This window comes from Allobosea sp. TND4EK4 (genome assembly GCF_900156025.1).
In the GTDB taxonomy this organism is placed as follows: domain Bacteria; phylum Pseudomonadota; class Alphaproteobacteria; order Rhizobiales; family Beijerinckiaceae; genus Allobosea.
Window position 1 is genome coordinate 149993 of the sequence record NZ_FTMO01000004.1, and the last position, 14818, is coordinate 164810.

Here is a 14818-nt window from a genome sequence, read left to right on the forward strand (position 1 = left end):
CCGAAGGGAGACCGCTGCGCTCCGTCCGGGATGACGCCGAGGGCATGGCAAGCGGAAGGCGAGCTTTCCCATGAACCGTATCGCCAAAAAGGTCGGCTTCTGGCTCTCGGTCTTCGTGCTGGTCTCTCCGGCGGTGCTGGTCTTCCTCTGGATGATCTCGCTGTCGCTGAAGAACGAGCTCGACAACACCGCCTTTCCGCCGGTCTTCATCCCGAACCCGCCGACGCTGGCGAACTATGTCGACGTGTTCGCGAAGAACAATTTCGCGCTCTATCTCTGGAACTCGATCCTCGTCACGGGCGGGGCGGTGCTGTTCGGGCTTCTGGTCGGCGTGCCGGCCGGCTACGGCATCGCGCGCGGCAAGGCGCACAAATTCGCCGTGCTGATCCTGGTGGCGCGGATGACGCCGGCCCTGTCCTATCTGATCCCGCTCTTCCTGCTCTTTCAGATCACGGGGCTGGTGGGCTCCATCACGGCGCTGGTCATCACGCATCTCGTCATCACCATCCCGATCATCGTCTGGATCATGATCGGGTACTTCGAAAATGTTCCCATGGAACTCGAGGACGCGTCGCGCATCGACGGCGCCACGACCTGGCAGGCCTTTCGCCATGTGGCGCTGCCGCTGGCCAAGCCCGGCATCGTGGTCGGCGGCATCCTCGCCTTCATCTTCTCCTGGAACAACTTCATCTTCTCGGTGGTGCTCGGCGGCAAGGCGAGTCGCACGCTGCCCTCGGCGGTCTACAACTCGCTCACCTTCGAGCAGATCTCCTGGGGGCCGCTGGCAGCGGCCGCGCTGCTGGTCACGCTGCCGGTCCTGCTCGTCACCGTCATCGCCCAACGCCAGATCGTCGCCGGCCTCTCGGCAGGCGGCCTGAAGGACGGCTAGCCGACCCACGCTGCACCGACCGCGCCTGCAGCGGGCCAAACCTTGCTTCGTTCAACATGTCAGTCGCCACTCAGTCCACGAAAGTCAGCTCCATGGCCCTCTCGCCCAACCGCTTCGGCCTCTCCTGCGCCATCACCACGCCGATGAGGGAAGGCGGCGCGGTCGATCTTCCTCGCCTCGTCCATCACGCCCGGCACGTCCTGGCCAATGGCTGCGACACGGTCACGCTCTACGGCACGACGGGGGAGGGCGCGGCGCTCGGCCTGCCGGCGCGCACGGCGATGATGGGCGCGCTGATGGGGGCGGGGATCGACCCGGCCACGCAGATCTATGCCGGCATCGCCGCCTCTTCTCTGCATGAGGCGATCGAGCAGGCGCGTGTCGCGCTCGACGCGGGCGCCAAGGGCCTGCTGGTGGCGCCGCCCTTCTACTTCAAGGGCGTGAGCGATGACGGGCTCTATGCCTGGTTCGTGCAGTTCATCGAGAAGCTCGGCGCCTCGGCGCGCAACATCATCCTCTACCATATCCCGTCGGTCACGGCGGTCGACATCAGCGTCGATCTGGTCCAGCGCCTCAAGACGGCGTTTCCCGGCATCATTGCCGGAGTGAAGGATTCCTCCGGGAGCTACGCCAATACCGAGGCGCTGCTGAAGGCGCATGGCGAGCTCGCCATCCTGGTCGGCGACGAGCGCCAGCTCGCCAAGGCCGTGCGCAACGGCGCCCAGGGCTCGATCTGCGGCGTCGCCAATCTCGTGCCGCATCTGCTGCGGCCCATGGTCTATGAGGGCAAGGACAGCCCCGTGATCAACGCGCTGGTGGACGAGATCTGCTCGGGCCCGGTGATCGCCTCGGTGAAGGCGCTGACCGGCCATGTCCATGGCGATGCCGGCTTCGGCCCGATGCGCGCGCCGCTGCAGGCGCTTGACGACGGCTGCCGCAAGCGTCTGTTCGCGGCGTTCGATTCGATCACGCAGGCCAAGGCCGCCTGAGAGGCGGCCGAAGGAGGCAAGGTGGACCAGCCGGAGCAGGAGACGCGGGACGGCGAGCCGCTGAAGCTGAGGGAGCGTGCCTATGCCTCCTTCACGGAGAGGCTCCTGGCGCGCGAGATCAAGCCCGGCCAGTTCGTCACCCAGCGCGAGCTCGTGGCGATGACGGGCTTCCCGCTCGGCGCCATCCGCGAGCTCGTGCCGCGGCTGGAGGCGGAGGGGCTGATCAAGACCGTGCCGCAGCGCGGCATGCAGGTCGCGCATGTGGACCTCAACCTGATCCGCAACGCGTTCCAGTTCCGGCTCTTCCTCGAGCGGGAGGCGACGGCGCTCTACGCGGCCAGTGCCACGGATGCCGAGATCGCCGAGCAGCGCGCCCGGCACGAGGCCATCATCGCGCGCGCCGAGGCCGGCGGCGACGACAGCCTGATCGAGGATGCGGAAGACACCGACCGCCTGCTGCACGAGGCGATCATCGACCATCTCGACAACGACATCGTCAGCCAGGCCTTCCGGGTGACCTGGCTCAAGATCAGGCTGATCCGCCAGTACGAGACGCGCATCCAGAACCACATCCTGGTGCCGGTGATGCGCGACCACCTGAAGATCATCGCCGCGATCGAGAGCCGCGACCCGGTACGCGCGGCCGAAGAGATGAGCATCCATATCGGCAACGCCCGCACGCGGGCGATGCAGTACTGATCCGCCGCACCAGCGGCATCACGGACGAGCCCGGAGACCGGGCCGGTTCCTGGGAGGGGAAACCATGATCACCAAGACCAGACGCGATGTCCTCGCGGCCGCTGCGGCCGGCGCGACCACGATCGCGATGCCGTCGATCCTGCGGGCGCAGCAGCTCGTGCTGCGCTGGGCCGACGGTCAGCCGGCGAGCCATCCTTCGCCGCAAAGCGCGGTCCGTGCCGCCGCCGAGATCAAGGAGAAGACAGGTGGGCGCATCGACGTCCAGTCCTTCCCGAACGGGCAGCTCGGTTCCTCGCGCGACATGGTGGAATCGGTCGCCAGCGGCGCGCTGACGATGGTCACCGAGGGCGCGGCCCAGCTCGGCCAGTTCGTGCCGCAGATCTCGATCATCGAGGCACCCTATATCTGGAAGGACGCGGCCCATATGACGCGGGCGCTGAAATCCCCGCTGATGGACGAGCTCAATGCCGCGCTGGTCGCCAAGCGCGGCATGCGCATGATCGGCGTGAACTATTACGGCGTGCGCCACCTCACCAGCGGCAAGAAGCCGATCAACTCGGTCGAGGACATGAAGGGCTTCAAGCTGCGCGTGCCGGAGGTCGATACCTTCCGCGCCATGGCGGAGGCCTGGGGCGCGCGGCCGACGCCGCTCAACTTCTCCGAACTCTATCTCGCTTTGTCGCAGGGCGCGGTCGACGGGCAGGAAAATCCGCTGCCGACCATCGCCTCGGCCAAGCTCGCCGAGGTCCAGAAATATCTCGTGCTGACGGCGCATATCATCACGCCGCGCCTCGTCATCGTGAACGAGGCCGCCTGGAAGGGCATCCCGGAAGCCGACCGGGCCATCGTCAAGGCTGCGATCGACAAGGCGGCGGCCTGGCAGGACAACGAGATTCTCGAACAGGAGAAGGGCCTGGCCGACAGTCTCGCCAAATCCGGCATGACCGTGGTGAAGCCCGACAACGAGGCCTTCCGCAAGCCGGTGCTCGCCAGCGTGCCGGCCAAGTTCGAGAGCAAATGGGGCAAGGGCCTCTGGGACCGTATCCAGGCGCTCTGAGGGGTTTGGCAGAGACGCCGTTACCCCGGGCGCAGCGAAGCACCCGGGATCCATGCCGGAACGGTTCAGGCATGGGTCCCGGATCGACGCCGCTCACGCGGCTGGTCCGGGATGACTACGCAGAAATGTGAACCTTGTCGCCGAAAGCATCCGCATGACCTGGACCCGAGTTTTCGACCGCGCGATGGAGGCCGTCGCCGCCCTTCTCATCGTCGCGCTGCTCGTGACGGTGACGCTCGGCATCGTCACCAGGGCGATGGGCGAGCCCCTGATCTGGACCGACGAGGTCTCGCGCTTCCTGATGCTGTGGGTCGCCGTCGTCGGCTGGGTGATGGCGAGCCGCCGCCGCGTCCATATCCGCATCCGCTTCTTCCACGACATGATGCCGGCGAGGGGCTGGCGCACGGCGGAGGCGCTGATGCAGCTCGCCATGATGCTCTTCGGCGCGCTGACGCTCTGGTATTCGATCCATCTCGTGCAGGCGAACTACGATCTCGAAGCGACGACGGTGCCGCTCTCGATGGGGCTGCTTTACGCGCCGATGGTTCTGGCCGGCCTCGTCACTTTGCTGCAGGGGCTCGCCGAGTTGGTCGAGAACCTGCGGAACTGGGGCCGCTCGCCCTATCCGCCGATGGCGACCGACCTCCAGGAGCCGGCGGAATGAGCGCGCTGATCTTCAAGATCTCGGCCGTCTGGCTGCTCTCGATCCTGGCAGGCTTCCCGCTCTTCGCCTCGATGGGTCTTGCCGCCTTCGCCTTCGTGCTGATCGGCGATTTCTCGGCCTCGATCGTGCCGCAGAAGATGGCGCAGGCGATGAACTCCTTCCCGATCGTCGCGGCGCCGCTCTTCATCCTGATGGGCAATATCCTCGCGGCGGCGCGCATCACCGACCGCATCGTCGCCTTCGCCACGGCGGTGATCGGCTGGGTGCGGGGCGGCTATGCCCATGCCTCGATCCTGACCAGCATGATCTTCGCCGGCATGGTCGGCTCGGCCGTGGCCGATGCCGCAGGCTCGGGCGCGATCGAGATCAGGGCGATGAAGAAGGCCGGCTACCGGCCCGAGACCGCGGCTGCGATCACCGCGGCGGCGGCGACGATCGGCCCGATCATCCCGCCCTCGCTGCCGATGGTGATCTATGGCGTGACGGCGGATGTCTCGATCGGCCGGCTGTTCATCGGCGGCGTCGTGCCCGGCGTGCTGATGGGGTTGTCGCTGATGGCGATGGTCACGGTGATCGCCAGGCGTCAGGGCTTCCGCAAGGAGCCGTTCAAGGGCTTCCGCGAGATCGGCCGCAGCTTCGTCAACGGCTTCTTCGCACTGATGACGCCGCCGCTGATCCTTGGCGGCATGTTCTCCGGCATCGTCACCCCGACGGAGGCTGCGGCGGTCGCGTGCCTCTATGCGCTGTTCCTCGGCTTCTTCGTCTACCGCACGCTGGAGGTGAAGCAGCTCTGGCCGATCCTGATCGACACGGTCGAGACCATGGGGCTGGTCGCGGTGCTGGTGATGGCGGCGGGCGCGCTCGGCTGGTGCATGTCGATCTCGCGCGTGCCGCAGACGCTGACGCCGCTGATCGTCGACACGATCGCGCATCCGCTCGTCTTCCTGCTGGTCTGCAACCTGATCCTGCTCGTCGTCGGCTGCTTCATGGAGGCGCTGGCGGCGATGCTGATCCTGATCCCGATCCTGGTGCCGGCGGCCAACAGCTTCGGCATCGATCCGGTGCAGTTCGGCATCATCATGATCCTGAACCTGATCCTGGGGACGATCCATCCGCCGATCGGGGTCGTGCTGTTCGTGGTCACGCGCATCGCCAACGTCTCCTTCGAGACGATGTCGCGCGCCATCCTGCCCTGGCTGGTGCCGCTGCTGGTCGTGCTGGCCATGATCACGCTGTGGCCGCCTCTGACGACCTGGCTGCCCGATCACGTGATGGGAAAATGAGAGGGCGTCAGCCTTCCGGTTCGCCGCCCTTGGCGAGATAGCGGCTGACCGAGACAAGGATATCGGTGTCGAGGACGCCGATCGCCTTCTCGTCCTTGCCCTCATAGGGGATCGACAGGAGGACATGACGGATGGCGTTCAGGCGGGCCCTCAGCTTGTCGTTGCTGCGCACGACGTGCCAGGGCGCCTCGCCCGAGCTGCGGCCCAGCATCTCGTCGAAGGCGCGGGAGTAGTCGTCGAAGCGCGGGATCGCCTCGAAATCGATCGGCGAGAGCTTCCAGCGCTTCAGCGGATCATGCCAGCGCGCATGCAGGCGCTGCATCTGCATCTCGCGGCCGATGGTCAGGAAGAGCTTGATCATGCGGATGCCGTCGCGCACCAGCATGCCCTCGAAGACCGGGGCCTCGCGCAGGAAGGATTCGGTCTGCTCCGGCGTGCAAAAGCCCATGACGCGCTCGACACCGGCGCGATTGTACCAGGAGCGGTCGAAGAAGACGATCTCGCCCGCCGCGGGCATCGCCGCCGCATAACGTTGGAAATACCACTGCCCCTTCTCGGTGTCGGACGGCTTGGGCAAGGCGACGATGCGCGCCTGCCTCGGCGGCAGGTGCTGGATGAAGCGGGCGATGGTGCCACCCTTTCCGGCGCCGTCGCGGCCCTCGAAGACGATCACGACGCGCTCGCCGTTCTTGTGAACCCAGTTCATCAGCTTCTGCAGCTCGATCTGCAGCCGCTCCATCTCGCGGTTGTAGCGCTTGCGTTTCATCCGCCTGCCGTAAGGATAGTCGCCGCTGTGATAGGCGGCGTCGATGATCGCCTCGGGCAGGGTGTCGGCCTCGAGATCGAAAGCCTTCGCCTTGGCAGGCCTGGAGGATCCGGGCTTGGACCCGGACGCTTTCTCCGGGCCGGAAGCGCTCGCCGCCGGCCGGACCGCGTCCTTCATCTGCGAGTCGGAGAATTTCTTCGTCATCGTCGTCTCCTCGTCCCCGTTCCCGGTTGAAAGCCTAGCCGGCTCGCCGACGCAAGGGAATTGACGCCTCGTCCGCTTATGCGCAGGAAAGGCTCGCCGACAACAGCCGGCTCCATCGGGCGTTCCATGATCGATACCGCCATTCTTCCTCCCGCGACCGCCCGCAGCCTGATCGACGCAATCGGCGCGCCGGTGGTGCTGCTCGACGAGCAGGCCGTCGCGCTGGCGCTGAGCCCGGCCATGAAGGCCCTCATTCCGGGGCTGGAGGTCGGCAAGCTGCTGACGCTCGTGCTGCGCGACCCCGACCTGATCGAGGCGATCGACCAGGTGTCGCGGATCGGCGGGCGCGAGGTCATCGAGCTGATCGAGCGCGTGCCTGTCGAGCGCACCTTCCGCATCCATATCGCGCCGTTTCCGGGCGGCGCCGGCCGGCGCAACGCGACGCTGCTGACCTTCCAGGACCTCAGCGAGCAGCGCGTGATCGAGCGCATGCGGGTCGATTTCGTCGCCAATGCCAGCCATGAGCTGCGCACACCGCTGGCTTCGCTGCTGGGCTTCGTCGAGACGCTTCAGGGCCCGGCGCGCAACGACGAGAAGGCGCGCGGGCGATTCCTCGGCATCATGCGCGAGCAGGGCTTGCGGATGGCGCGGCTGGTCGACGATCTTCTCTCGCTCTCGCGCATCGAGCAGCGCGCGCATGTCGCGCCCGATTCCCCCGTCGACCTCGCCGGCATCTCGCGCGAGATCGTGGATTCGCTGGCGCTGATGGCGAGCGAGCGCGAGGTGACGCTCAAGCTTACTGGGCCGGCTGAGCCGCTGCAGGTGCCGGGCGATCGTGACGAATTGCTGCGCCTGATGGAAAACCTCGTCGAGAACGCGATCAAATACGGAAAACGCGGCGGCGCAGTCTCGATCACGGTCGCGGCGCTGGACGGCGAGGCCAGTGTCTGCGTGCGCGATGACGGGCCGGGCATCGCCCCCGAGCACCTGCCGCGCCTGACGGAGCGCTTCTACCGTGTCGACACGGCCGCCAGCCGCGAAGCCGGCGGGACGGGGCTCGGCCTCGCCATCGTCAAGCACATCGTCCTGCGCCATCGCGGGCGCCTGACGATCGAGAGCAAGCCCGGCGAGGGGGCGACCTTCAAGGCGATCCTGCCTCGCTTCGAGGCGCGCCGCGCCGGCTGAGGCAGGAGCGGTTCCCGCTTCATGACAGCCTTCGTGACGAAATGTCATGTGGCTGTCATATAGAAGGTGTTCTGACAGGGCGCTGAATGCAGCGACCCAAAGAGGATACCTCAATGCGCAAGATTCTGGTTCTCGCGGCCTTGGCCGCCGGGATTGCCGGCACCGCCCAGGCTGCCGACATCACCGGCGCCGGTGCGACATTCCCTTTCCCGATCTATTCCAAGTGGGCTGAGGCCTATCAGAAGGAAACCGGCATCGGCCTGAACTACCAGTCGATCGGTTCCGGCGGCGGTATCCGTCAGATCAAGTCCAAGACCGTCGATTTCGGCGCTTCCGACATGCCCCTGAAGGGTGAAGACCTTGAGAAGGACGGCCTGCTGCAGTTCCCGGCCGTGATGGGCGCTCTCGTTCCGGCGATCAACATCGCCGGCGTCGAGGCTCGCCAGCTCAAGTTCACCGGTCCGATGCTTGCCGACATCTACCAGGGCAACATCAAGAAGTGGAACGATCCCAAGATCGTCGCGATCAACCCCGGCGTGAAGCTGCCGGACGCCAACATCACCGTCGTCTATCGCTCGGACGGATCGGGCACGACCTTCGTCTGGACGGACTATCTCTCGCGCGTCTCGCCGGACTGGAAGTCCAAGATCGGCGCCAACACCTCGGTGCAGTTCCCGGCCGGCATCGGCGGCAAGGGCAATGAGGGCGTCTCGGCTTCGGTGAAGCAGATCGCCAACTCGATCGGCTATGTCGAGTACGCCTATGCCAAGCAGAACAAGCTGTCCTACGGCCTCGTTCAGAACCGCGACGGCAAGTTCCCGGTTCCGGATGACAAGTCTTTCCAGGCTGCCGCCGCCAACGCCAACTGGAACGAGGCGCCCGGTTTCGGCATCATCATCAACAACCAGCCCGGTGCCGAGGCCTGGCCGATCACCTCGGCGACCTTCATCCTGATGCACAAGAAGGCCGACAAGCCCGAGCAGTCCGCTGCCGCGCTGAAGTTCTTCGACTGGGCCTACAAGAATGGCGACAAGCTCGCCACCGATCTCGAGTATGTTCCGCTTCCCGCCAACGTGAAGGACATGGTCCGCGCGAGCTGGAAGGGCATCACCGACGCCTCCAGCAAGCCCGTCTTCTGATCGAGCTGCGCCAACATCGCGAAGCAGGGCGAGACCCTGCTTCGCACCTTTCCGACCCCCATCCCGAGCGGCGGCATGCCTCCCATCCGCCGCTGGGGATGACGATCGGTTCCCTTGAAAACGATCCTTCCGCCTCCCGCTAAGCCCGGAGTTCCACGGATGACAGCCGTGACCGACCCTATGAGCATTCCGGCCGCGCGCCCTCAGCGCAAGACGCCAAAGGGCACCTTCGACATCGTCTTCCGCAATGCCAGTTTCGGCTCGGCCTTGCTGGTCCTGGTGCTGCTCGCCGGAATCATGATTTCGATGATCATCGGCGGCTGGCCGGCGTTCCGGGAGATGGGGCTTGGCTTCATCACATCCAGTGTCTGGGACACCCAGAACGACCAGTACGGTGCCTGGCCGGCGATCGTCGGTACGCTCTCGACGGCATTGATCGCGCTGCTGGTCGGTGTTCCGCTCTCGCTCGGCATCGCGGTTTTTCTGACGCAGCTCGCGCCGCCCTGGTTCAAGCAGCCGGTCTCGACGACCATCGAGCTGCTCGCCGCGGTTCCCTCGATCATCTACGGCATGTGGGGTCTGTTCGTCTTCGTGCCGCTGTTTGCCGCCTATGTGCAGCAGCCGGTGTCGCGCGTCGTCGAAGGAATGCCGATCGTCGGAACAATCTTCTATGCCGCTTCGCCATCCGGCCTGGGCATCCTGTCGGCCGGCATCATCCTGGCCTTCATGATCATCCCTTTCATCGCCTCGATCGTGCGCGACATGCTCGACCAGATTCCTTCCGTGCTGCGTGAAAGCGCCTACGGGATCGGCGCGACCACATGGGAGGTCGTGCGCCATGTGCTGGTGCCGCAGGCCGGCGTCTCGATCATCGGCGCGATCATGCTGGGGCTGGGCCGCGCGCTCGGCGAAACGATGGCGGTGACCTTCGTCGTCGGCAACGCGAACCGGCTCTCCGCGTCGATCATGGATCCGGGCTCGACCATCGCCTCGCGCATCGCCAACGAGTTCAACGAGGCCATCGGCCTGCAGCTCAACGCCCTGATCGCGCTCGGCTGCATCCTGTTCTTCGTCACCTTCGTCGTCCTCGTCATCGCGCGCATCCTTGTGGCGCGCGTCAAAGCCTTCTGAGGGGGTTCAAGATCATGAGCATGGCGACACCCTCCACCGTTCGTGCGCTGCCGCCCTCGACCTGGGGCCGCGTGCGCCAGTCACGCCGCGCCGCCGATCGGGCGATGAAGATTATCGCGACCGGCTTCACGCTGCTGGCCATCACCGTCCTGTTCTGGATTCTCGGCATGCTGATCGTGAAGGGCGTCGGTGGCCTCTCCATCGCGACCTTCACCCAGACGATGCCGGGTCCCGGTTCCGAAGGGGGCGGCCTGGCCAACGCCATCGTCGGTTCGGTCGTGCTGACCTTCCTGGGCATCGCCGTGGCGACGCCGGTCGGCGTGCTCGCCGGAACCTATCTCGCCGAATACGGCAAAGGTTCCAAGCTCGCCGACCTGATCCGCTTCATCAACGACATCCTGCTCTCGGCGCCCTCGATCCTGATCGGCCTGTTCGTCTACGTCATCCTGGTCGAGCCGCTGGGCGGCTATTCCGGCTGGGCCGGCGGCGTCGCGCTCGGCATCATCGCCATCCCCGTGATCGTGCGCACCACCGAGGACATGCTGCGCCTGGTGCCCGGCCCGCTGCGGGAGGCCGGCTCGGCGCTCGGGGCGCCGCCCTCCGTGGTGATCACCTCCATCACCTGGAAGGCGGCGAAGTCCGGCATGGTCACCGGCATCCTGCTGGCGCTGGCCCGCATCGCCGGCGAAACCGCGCCGCTGATCTTCACTGCGCTGAACAACTCGTTCTGGTTCTCGCCGACCCTGCTCGGCGGTGTTTCCAACCTGCCGGTGACGATCTACCAGTTCGCCTCGGCCCCTTACGAGAACTGGCAGCAGCTCGCCTGGGCCGGCTCGCTGATCATCACGCTCTCGATCCTCGTCCTCTCGCTTGTCGCCCGGCGCATCGTCGCCGGCGGCAAGTGAGAACCGAAATCCCAACCTCGCCCCGTTCCTGAGGGACCACGTCGATGCTCTCGACCCTTGAACTCTCCCCGCAGACGCTCGATGCCGCTGCTCCCGTCCGGATCGCGGTGAAGAACCTCGATTTCTACTACGGCGAGCACAAGGCGCTGAAGAATATCAATCTCGACTTCCGTGACCGGCACGTCACCGCGCTGATCGGCCCCTCGGGCTGCGGCAAGTCGACCCTGCTGCGCATCTTCAACCGCATCTATTCGCTCTATCCGGAGCAGAGGGCGACGGGCGAGATCCTGCTCGACGGGCGCAACATCATCTCCAACGAGGTCGACGTGAACGAGCTGCGCTCGCGCGTCGGCATGGTGTTCCAGAAGCCGACGCCGTTCCCGATGTCGATCTACGACAACGTCGCCTTCGGCATCCGCCTCTACGAGAAGCCGCCGAAGTCCGAGCTCGACGACCGCGTCGAGGGTGCGCTGCGCCGCGCCGCGCTCTGGGATGAGGTCAAGGACAAGCTGAAGAGCTCCGGCATGGGCCTCTCCGGCGGTCAGCAGCAGCGTCTGTGCATCGCGCGCACCATCGCCCAGAAGCCGGAGGTGATCCTGTTCGACGAGCCGACCTCGGCGCTCGACCCGATCTCGACCGGCAAGATCGAGGATTTGCTGGAGCAGTTGAAGAGCGACTTCACCATCGCGATCGTGACCCACAACATGCAGCAGGCGGCCCGCATCTCGCAGTACACCGCCTTCATGTATCTTGGCGAGGTGATCGAGTTCGCGCCGACCAACACCATCTTCATGAACCCGGCGAAGAAGCAGACGCAGGACTACGTCACCGGCCGTTTCGGCTGACGCAGATACTGGGCATCGACCATCCCGAAAACCGCATCGCACGTTTCGGGCCGATGCAGCGGAGGACCACATCATGACCGAACACATCGTCCGTTCCTACGACGCCGATCTCGAAGGCATCCGCCGCAGCCTCGCCGAAATGGGCGGCATGGCCGAACGCATGCTGGGGGATTCGACGGTGGCGCTGGTGCGCCGCGACACCGCCCTCGCCCAGAAGATCATCTCCGCCGACCAGCGCCTGGACAACCTCCAGCGCGATGTCGAGGAGAAGGCGGTGCTGACCATCGCCCGCCGGCAGCCGCTCGCCAACGATCTGCGCGAGCTGATCTCGGCCATTCGCATCGCGGCCGATATCGAGCGTGTCGGCGATCTCGCCAAGAACATCGCCAAGCGGGCCGTCGCCATCGCCGGGCAGTTCCAGCCGCCGCACCGCGCCGTGGTCGGCCTGGAGCACATCAGCCGCCTGGTCCAGGCGCAGCTCAAGGACGTGCTCGACGCCTATGCCGCCGGAAACGAGCAGAAGGCGCTCGAGGTCTGGCGCCGCGACGACGAGATCGACGCGCTCTACACCTCGCTGTTCCGCGAGCTCCTGACCTATATGATGGAGGACCCGCGCAACATCACCTTCTGCACGCATCTGCTGTTCTGCGCCAAGAACATCGAGCGCATCGGCGACCACACCACCAACATCGCCGAGACGATCCACTATCTGGTGACCGGCGACTCGCTCGACGCGAACCGCCCGAAGCTCGACACGACCAATATCGAGCTCGAAGCGGTGACGGGAAACTGAACGAACGCAAGGTGCCGTAGCCTTTCCGTCGTGGCCGGGCCTGTCCCGGCCATCCACCTCCTCGCTTCTCTAGGCGCTGCGCGAGATGTGGATGCCGCCGCACGGGCGAGCATGACGGCGGGTTCGGAGGACGGACGGAAAAGAAGCATGGCCGCACGCATCCTGATCGTCGAGGACGAGGAGCCCCTGACCCTGTTGCTGCGCTACAATCTCGAGGCCGAGGGCTTCGAGGTCGACAGCGTGGCGCGAGGGGACGATGCCGAGCTGCATCTGCGTGATTCGACGCCTGATCTCGTCCTGCTCGACTGGATGCTGCCGGGCCTCTCCGGCATCGAGCTGTGCCGGCGGCTGCGCTCGCGGCGCGACACCGAGCGGGTGCCGATCATCATGCTCACGGCCCGCGGCGAGGAGACCGAACGTGTGCGCGGCCTCGCCACCGGCGCCGACGACTATGTCGTGAAGCCGTTCTCGCTGCCGGAGCTGATCGCGCGAATCCAGGCGCTTCTTCGCAGGGCGAAGCCAGGTCACGTCGCGGGTCTGCTCGCGGCCGGCGACCTGGAGCTCGACCGCACCACGCGGCGCGTGCGCCGGGCGGGCAGCGAGCTGCATCTGGGCCCGACCGAATTCAGGCTGCTGGAGTTCCTGATGCAGGCGCCGGGGCGGGTCTACTCCCGCGCCCAGCTGCTCGACGCCGTCTGGGGCCGCGACGTCTACATCGACGAGCGCACCGTCGACGTCCATGTCGGGCGGCTGCGCAAGGCGATCACGCCAGGCGATGCCAAGGACCCGCTGCGGACCGTCCGCGGCGCCGGCTACGCCTTCGACGAGACGTTCGCCCGAGGCTGACCGCGCGACCCGGCGAGGTCCCTACGCGTTCGGGCCGCCCTCGATATCGGCGGCCCAGGCAAGGGCGGCCTCGCGCTGCGCCGGCGGGAACGAACGGATCTCGACGAAGGGGACGACCGGCGCGAAGAACCGGGTCGTGCGGTCGAGCCAGCCCGGCCCGACGATCAGCGCCTCCCTGGGAAAGCGCCTGAGCTCCCAGAGCTTGCCGAAGCCGTAGCGCGCGTCCCGCCAGGCGGCGGCCAGCGTCATCTCCTCGAAGGCGCTGAGATCGGCCAGGACCGAGACCTTCTCGTGCCGGCTCAGCCGAAGCTCAAGATTGGCGATGACGCGCTCGATGTCGTCCGGCTCGATCGTGCCGCTGAGCGCGAAGGCGCAGACATGCTCGGGTGCCGGCAGCAGGGTCATCATGGCGCGCGTCCTCCTGCCGGCCCAACGCGGAAGGCCGCACGAGGTTGCCGTCGCTCAGGCCGCGCTGGTCCGCGCATCGAAGGCGGCGGCCTCGCTCAGGAGCCAGCCCAGCAGGGCGTCGAGCCCGGGGCGCCGATGGGCGTCGGGCTTCAGCGTAAGCCAGCACCCGGTGGCGCTGGCGAAGCCGAGATCGAGCGGGTTCACCAGTGCGCCCGAGGCCAGCTCCTCGGCGACATAGCAACGCGGCGCGAGCGCGACCCCGAGGCCGGCGACGGCGGCCCGCGTGATCACCGAGTAATAGCCGTAGCGCACGGTGTGGGCCGGCACGGCGCCGCGCAGGCCATGCGCCTCGGTGAACTCGGCCCAGAAGGTCGGCATCTGGAAATGCTGCAGCAGCGTCATCTTCTGGATGTCGGCGGCACGCCGGAACCCGCCCATGCGCTCGATCAGCTCGGGCGCCGCCACCAGGGCCACGTCGCGGCCGAAGAGGTAGTGCGCTTCCCTGTCGGGCCAGGGGGGCGTGCCGTGCGCGATCTCGATATCTGGCTCTTCCGTCTCGCTCTCGCTGACATAATTGGTGAACTGCACGTCGATGCCGGGATGGGCCCCGGCAAAGGCCGGGAAGCGTTCCATCAGCCAGCGCTCCCCGGCGACGGCGACGAGATGCAGCCGGATCGGACGGGCGATGGCGGCGCGCTCCGCCAGGCGCATCGCGCCGCGGCCCATCTGCTCCAGCGCGGCCTCGGCATAGGGCAGGTAGATCGCGCCAGCCTCGGTGAGCTTGAGCCCAAGCGGGCTGCGATCGAACAGCACGACGCCGAGGTGATGTTCCAGCGCGAGCACCTGCTTGGAGACCGCGCTCTGGGTCAAATTGACCTCGGCGGCCGCACGGGCGGTGGAGCCGAGGCGGGCGACGGTGGCGAAAGCGCGCAAAGCGGTCGATGAAGGCGGCGGCCGGCCGACGGCCATAGGGTATTCCTTTTACGACTAGGGCAGCGGAGATCGTTTCGTTTGC

At 66.5% G+C, this 14818-nt stretch carries 16 protein-coding genes; 13 read left to right on the forward strand and 3 right to left on the reverse strand.

The genetic code is table 11. The features are described from left to right. Nucleotides 1-70: 70 nt before the first annotated feature. From BW981_RS09985 to BW981_RS10010, 6 genes are all read left to right on the forward strand, one after another. Nucleotides 71-889: a carbohydrate ABC transporter permease gene (locus tag BW981_RS09985; protein ID WP_076438650.1), complete on the forward strand. Its 819-nt coding sequence runs from the start codon at nucleotides 71-73 to the stop codon at nucleotides 887-889. A gap of 92 nt (nucleotides 890-981) precedes the next feature. Beyond that, nucleotides 982-1878, forward strand: coding sequence for a dihydrodipicolinate synthase family protein (locus BW981_RS09990; protein WP_076438652.1), 897 nt, complete (start codon nucleotides 982-984; stop codon nucleotides 1876-1878). 21 nt (nucleotides 1879-1899) lie between these two features. Next, nucleotides 1900-2577 (forward strand): GntR family transcriptional regulator, encoded by a 678-nt coding sequence (locus BW981_RS09995; RefSeq protein WP_076438654.1) that lies wholly within the window; start codon nucleotides 1900-1902, stop codon nucleotides 2575-2577. A gap of 64 nt (nucleotides 2578-2641) precedes the next feature. After that, nucleotides 2642-3634: a sialic acid TRAP transporter substrate-binding protein SiaP gene (locus BW981_RS10000; protein WP_076438656.1), complete on the forward strand. Its 993-nt coding sequence runs from the start codon at nucleotides 2642-2644 to the stop codon at nucleotides 3632-3634. Nucleotides 3635-3788: 154 nt separating this feature from the next. Beyond that, nucleotides 3789-4298, forward strand: a complete 510-nt coding sequence (locus BW981_RS10005) for a TRAP transporter small permease (RefSeq protein WP_076438963.1) — start codon at nucleotides 3789-3791, stop codon at nucleotides 4296-4298. After that, entirely contained in the window at nucleotides 4295-5581 is a 1287-nt protein-coding gene (locus BW981_RS10010) for a TRAP transporter large permease (protein ID WP_076438658.1), read from the forward strand. The genes BW981_RS10005 and BW981_RS10010 overlap by 4 nt, the downstream gene beginning before the upstream one ends. A 7-nt stretch (nucleotides 5582-5588) precedes the next feature. Here the strand turns inward: BW981_RS10010 and ppk2 are convergent, their stop codons facing one another. Then, nucleotides 5589-6551 carry a polyphosphate kinase 2 gene (gene ppk2 / locus BW981_RS10015; protein ID WP_139333716.1) on the reverse strand — a complete coding sequence of 321 codons (963 nt, stop codon included), beginning with the start codon at nucleotides 6549-6551 and terminating at the stop codon, nucleotides 5589-5591. A 126-nt stretch (nucleotides 6552-6677) separates the two neighbouring features. Between ppk2 and BW981_RS10020 the strand changes: the two genes are divergently transcribed. The 7 genes from BW981_RS10020 (at nucleotide 6678) to phoB (ending at nucleotide 13395) form a co-directional block, all read left to right on the forward strand. After that, complete coding sequence (locus BW981_RS10020; RefSeq protein ID WP_076438967.1) at nucleotides 6678-7736, forward strand: ATP-binding protein; 1059 nt, start codon at nucleotides 6678-6680, stop codon at nucleotides 7734-7736. Between the two features lie 113 nt (nucleotides 7737-7849). Next, the gene (gene pstS / locus BW981_RS10025; protein WP_076438660.1) at nucleotides 7850-8875 is read left to right on the forward strand and encodes a phosphate ABC transporter substrate-binding protein PstS; all 1026 of its coding nucleotides are present in this window, start codon (nucleotides 7850-7852) and stop codon (nucleotides 8873-8875) included. 159 nt (nucleotides 8876-9034) lie between these two features. Next, on the forward strand, nucleotides 9035-10006 hold the full coding sequence (pstC, locus tag BW981_RS10030) for a phosphate ABC transporter permease subunit PstC (protein ID WP_076438662.1): 972 nt from the start codon (nucleotides 9035-9037) through the stop codon (nucleotides 10004-10006). Nucleotides 10007-10026: 20 nt separating this feature from the next. After that, a complete protein-coding gene (gene pstA / locus BW981_RS10035) occupies nucleotides 10027-10911 on the forward strand; it encodes a phosphate ABC transporter permease PstA (RefSeq protein WP_076438665.1) in 885 nt (294 codons plus the stop codon). 44 nt (nucleotides 10912-10955) lie between these two features. Then, nucleotides 10956-11756 carry a phosphate ABC transporter ATP-binding protein PstB gene (pstB, locus tag BW981_RS10040; RefSeq protein WP_076438667.1) on the forward strand — a complete coding sequence of 267 codons (801 nt, stop codon included), beginning with the start codon at nucleotides 10956-10958 and terminating at the stop codon, nucleotides 11754-11756. Between the two features lie 73 nt (nucleotides 11757-11829). Then, nucleotides 11830-12549 (forward strand): phosphate signaling complex protein PhoU, encoded by a 720-nt coding sequence (gene phoU / locus BW981_RS10045; RefSeq protein WP_076438669.1) that lies wholly within the window; start codon nucleotides 11830-11832, stop codon nucleotides 12547-12549. A gap of 147 nt (nucleotides 12550-12696) precedes the next feature. Then, nucleotides 12697-13395 (forward strand): phosphate regulon transcriptional regulator PhoB, encoded by a 699-nt coding sequence (gene phoB / locus BW981_RS10050; RefSeq protein ID WP_076438671.1) that lies wholly within the window; start codon nucleotides 12697-12699, stop codon nucleotides 13393-13395. 21 nt (nucleotides 13396-13416) lie between these two features. Here the strand turns inward: phoB and BW981_RS10055 are convergent, their stop codons facing one another. Together BW981_RS10055 and BW981_RS10060 are read right to left on the reverse strand one after the other, a co-directional pair. Further along, a complete protein-coding gene (locus BW981_RS10055) occupies nucleotides 13417-13803 on the reverse strand; it encodes a SpoIIAA family protein (protein ID WP_076438673.1) in 387 nt (128 codons plus the stop codon). 54 nt (nucleotides 13804-13857) lie between these two features. Continuing rightward, nucleotides 13858-14772 carry a LysR substrate-binding domain-containing protein gene (locus BW981_RS10060; RefSeq protein ID WP_076438675.1) on the reverse strand — a complete coding sequence of 305 codons (915 nt, stop codon included), beginning with the start codon at nucleotides 14770-14772 and terminating at the stop codon, nucleotides 13858-13860. Between the last annotated feature and the right edge of the window lie 46 nt (nucleotides 14773-14818).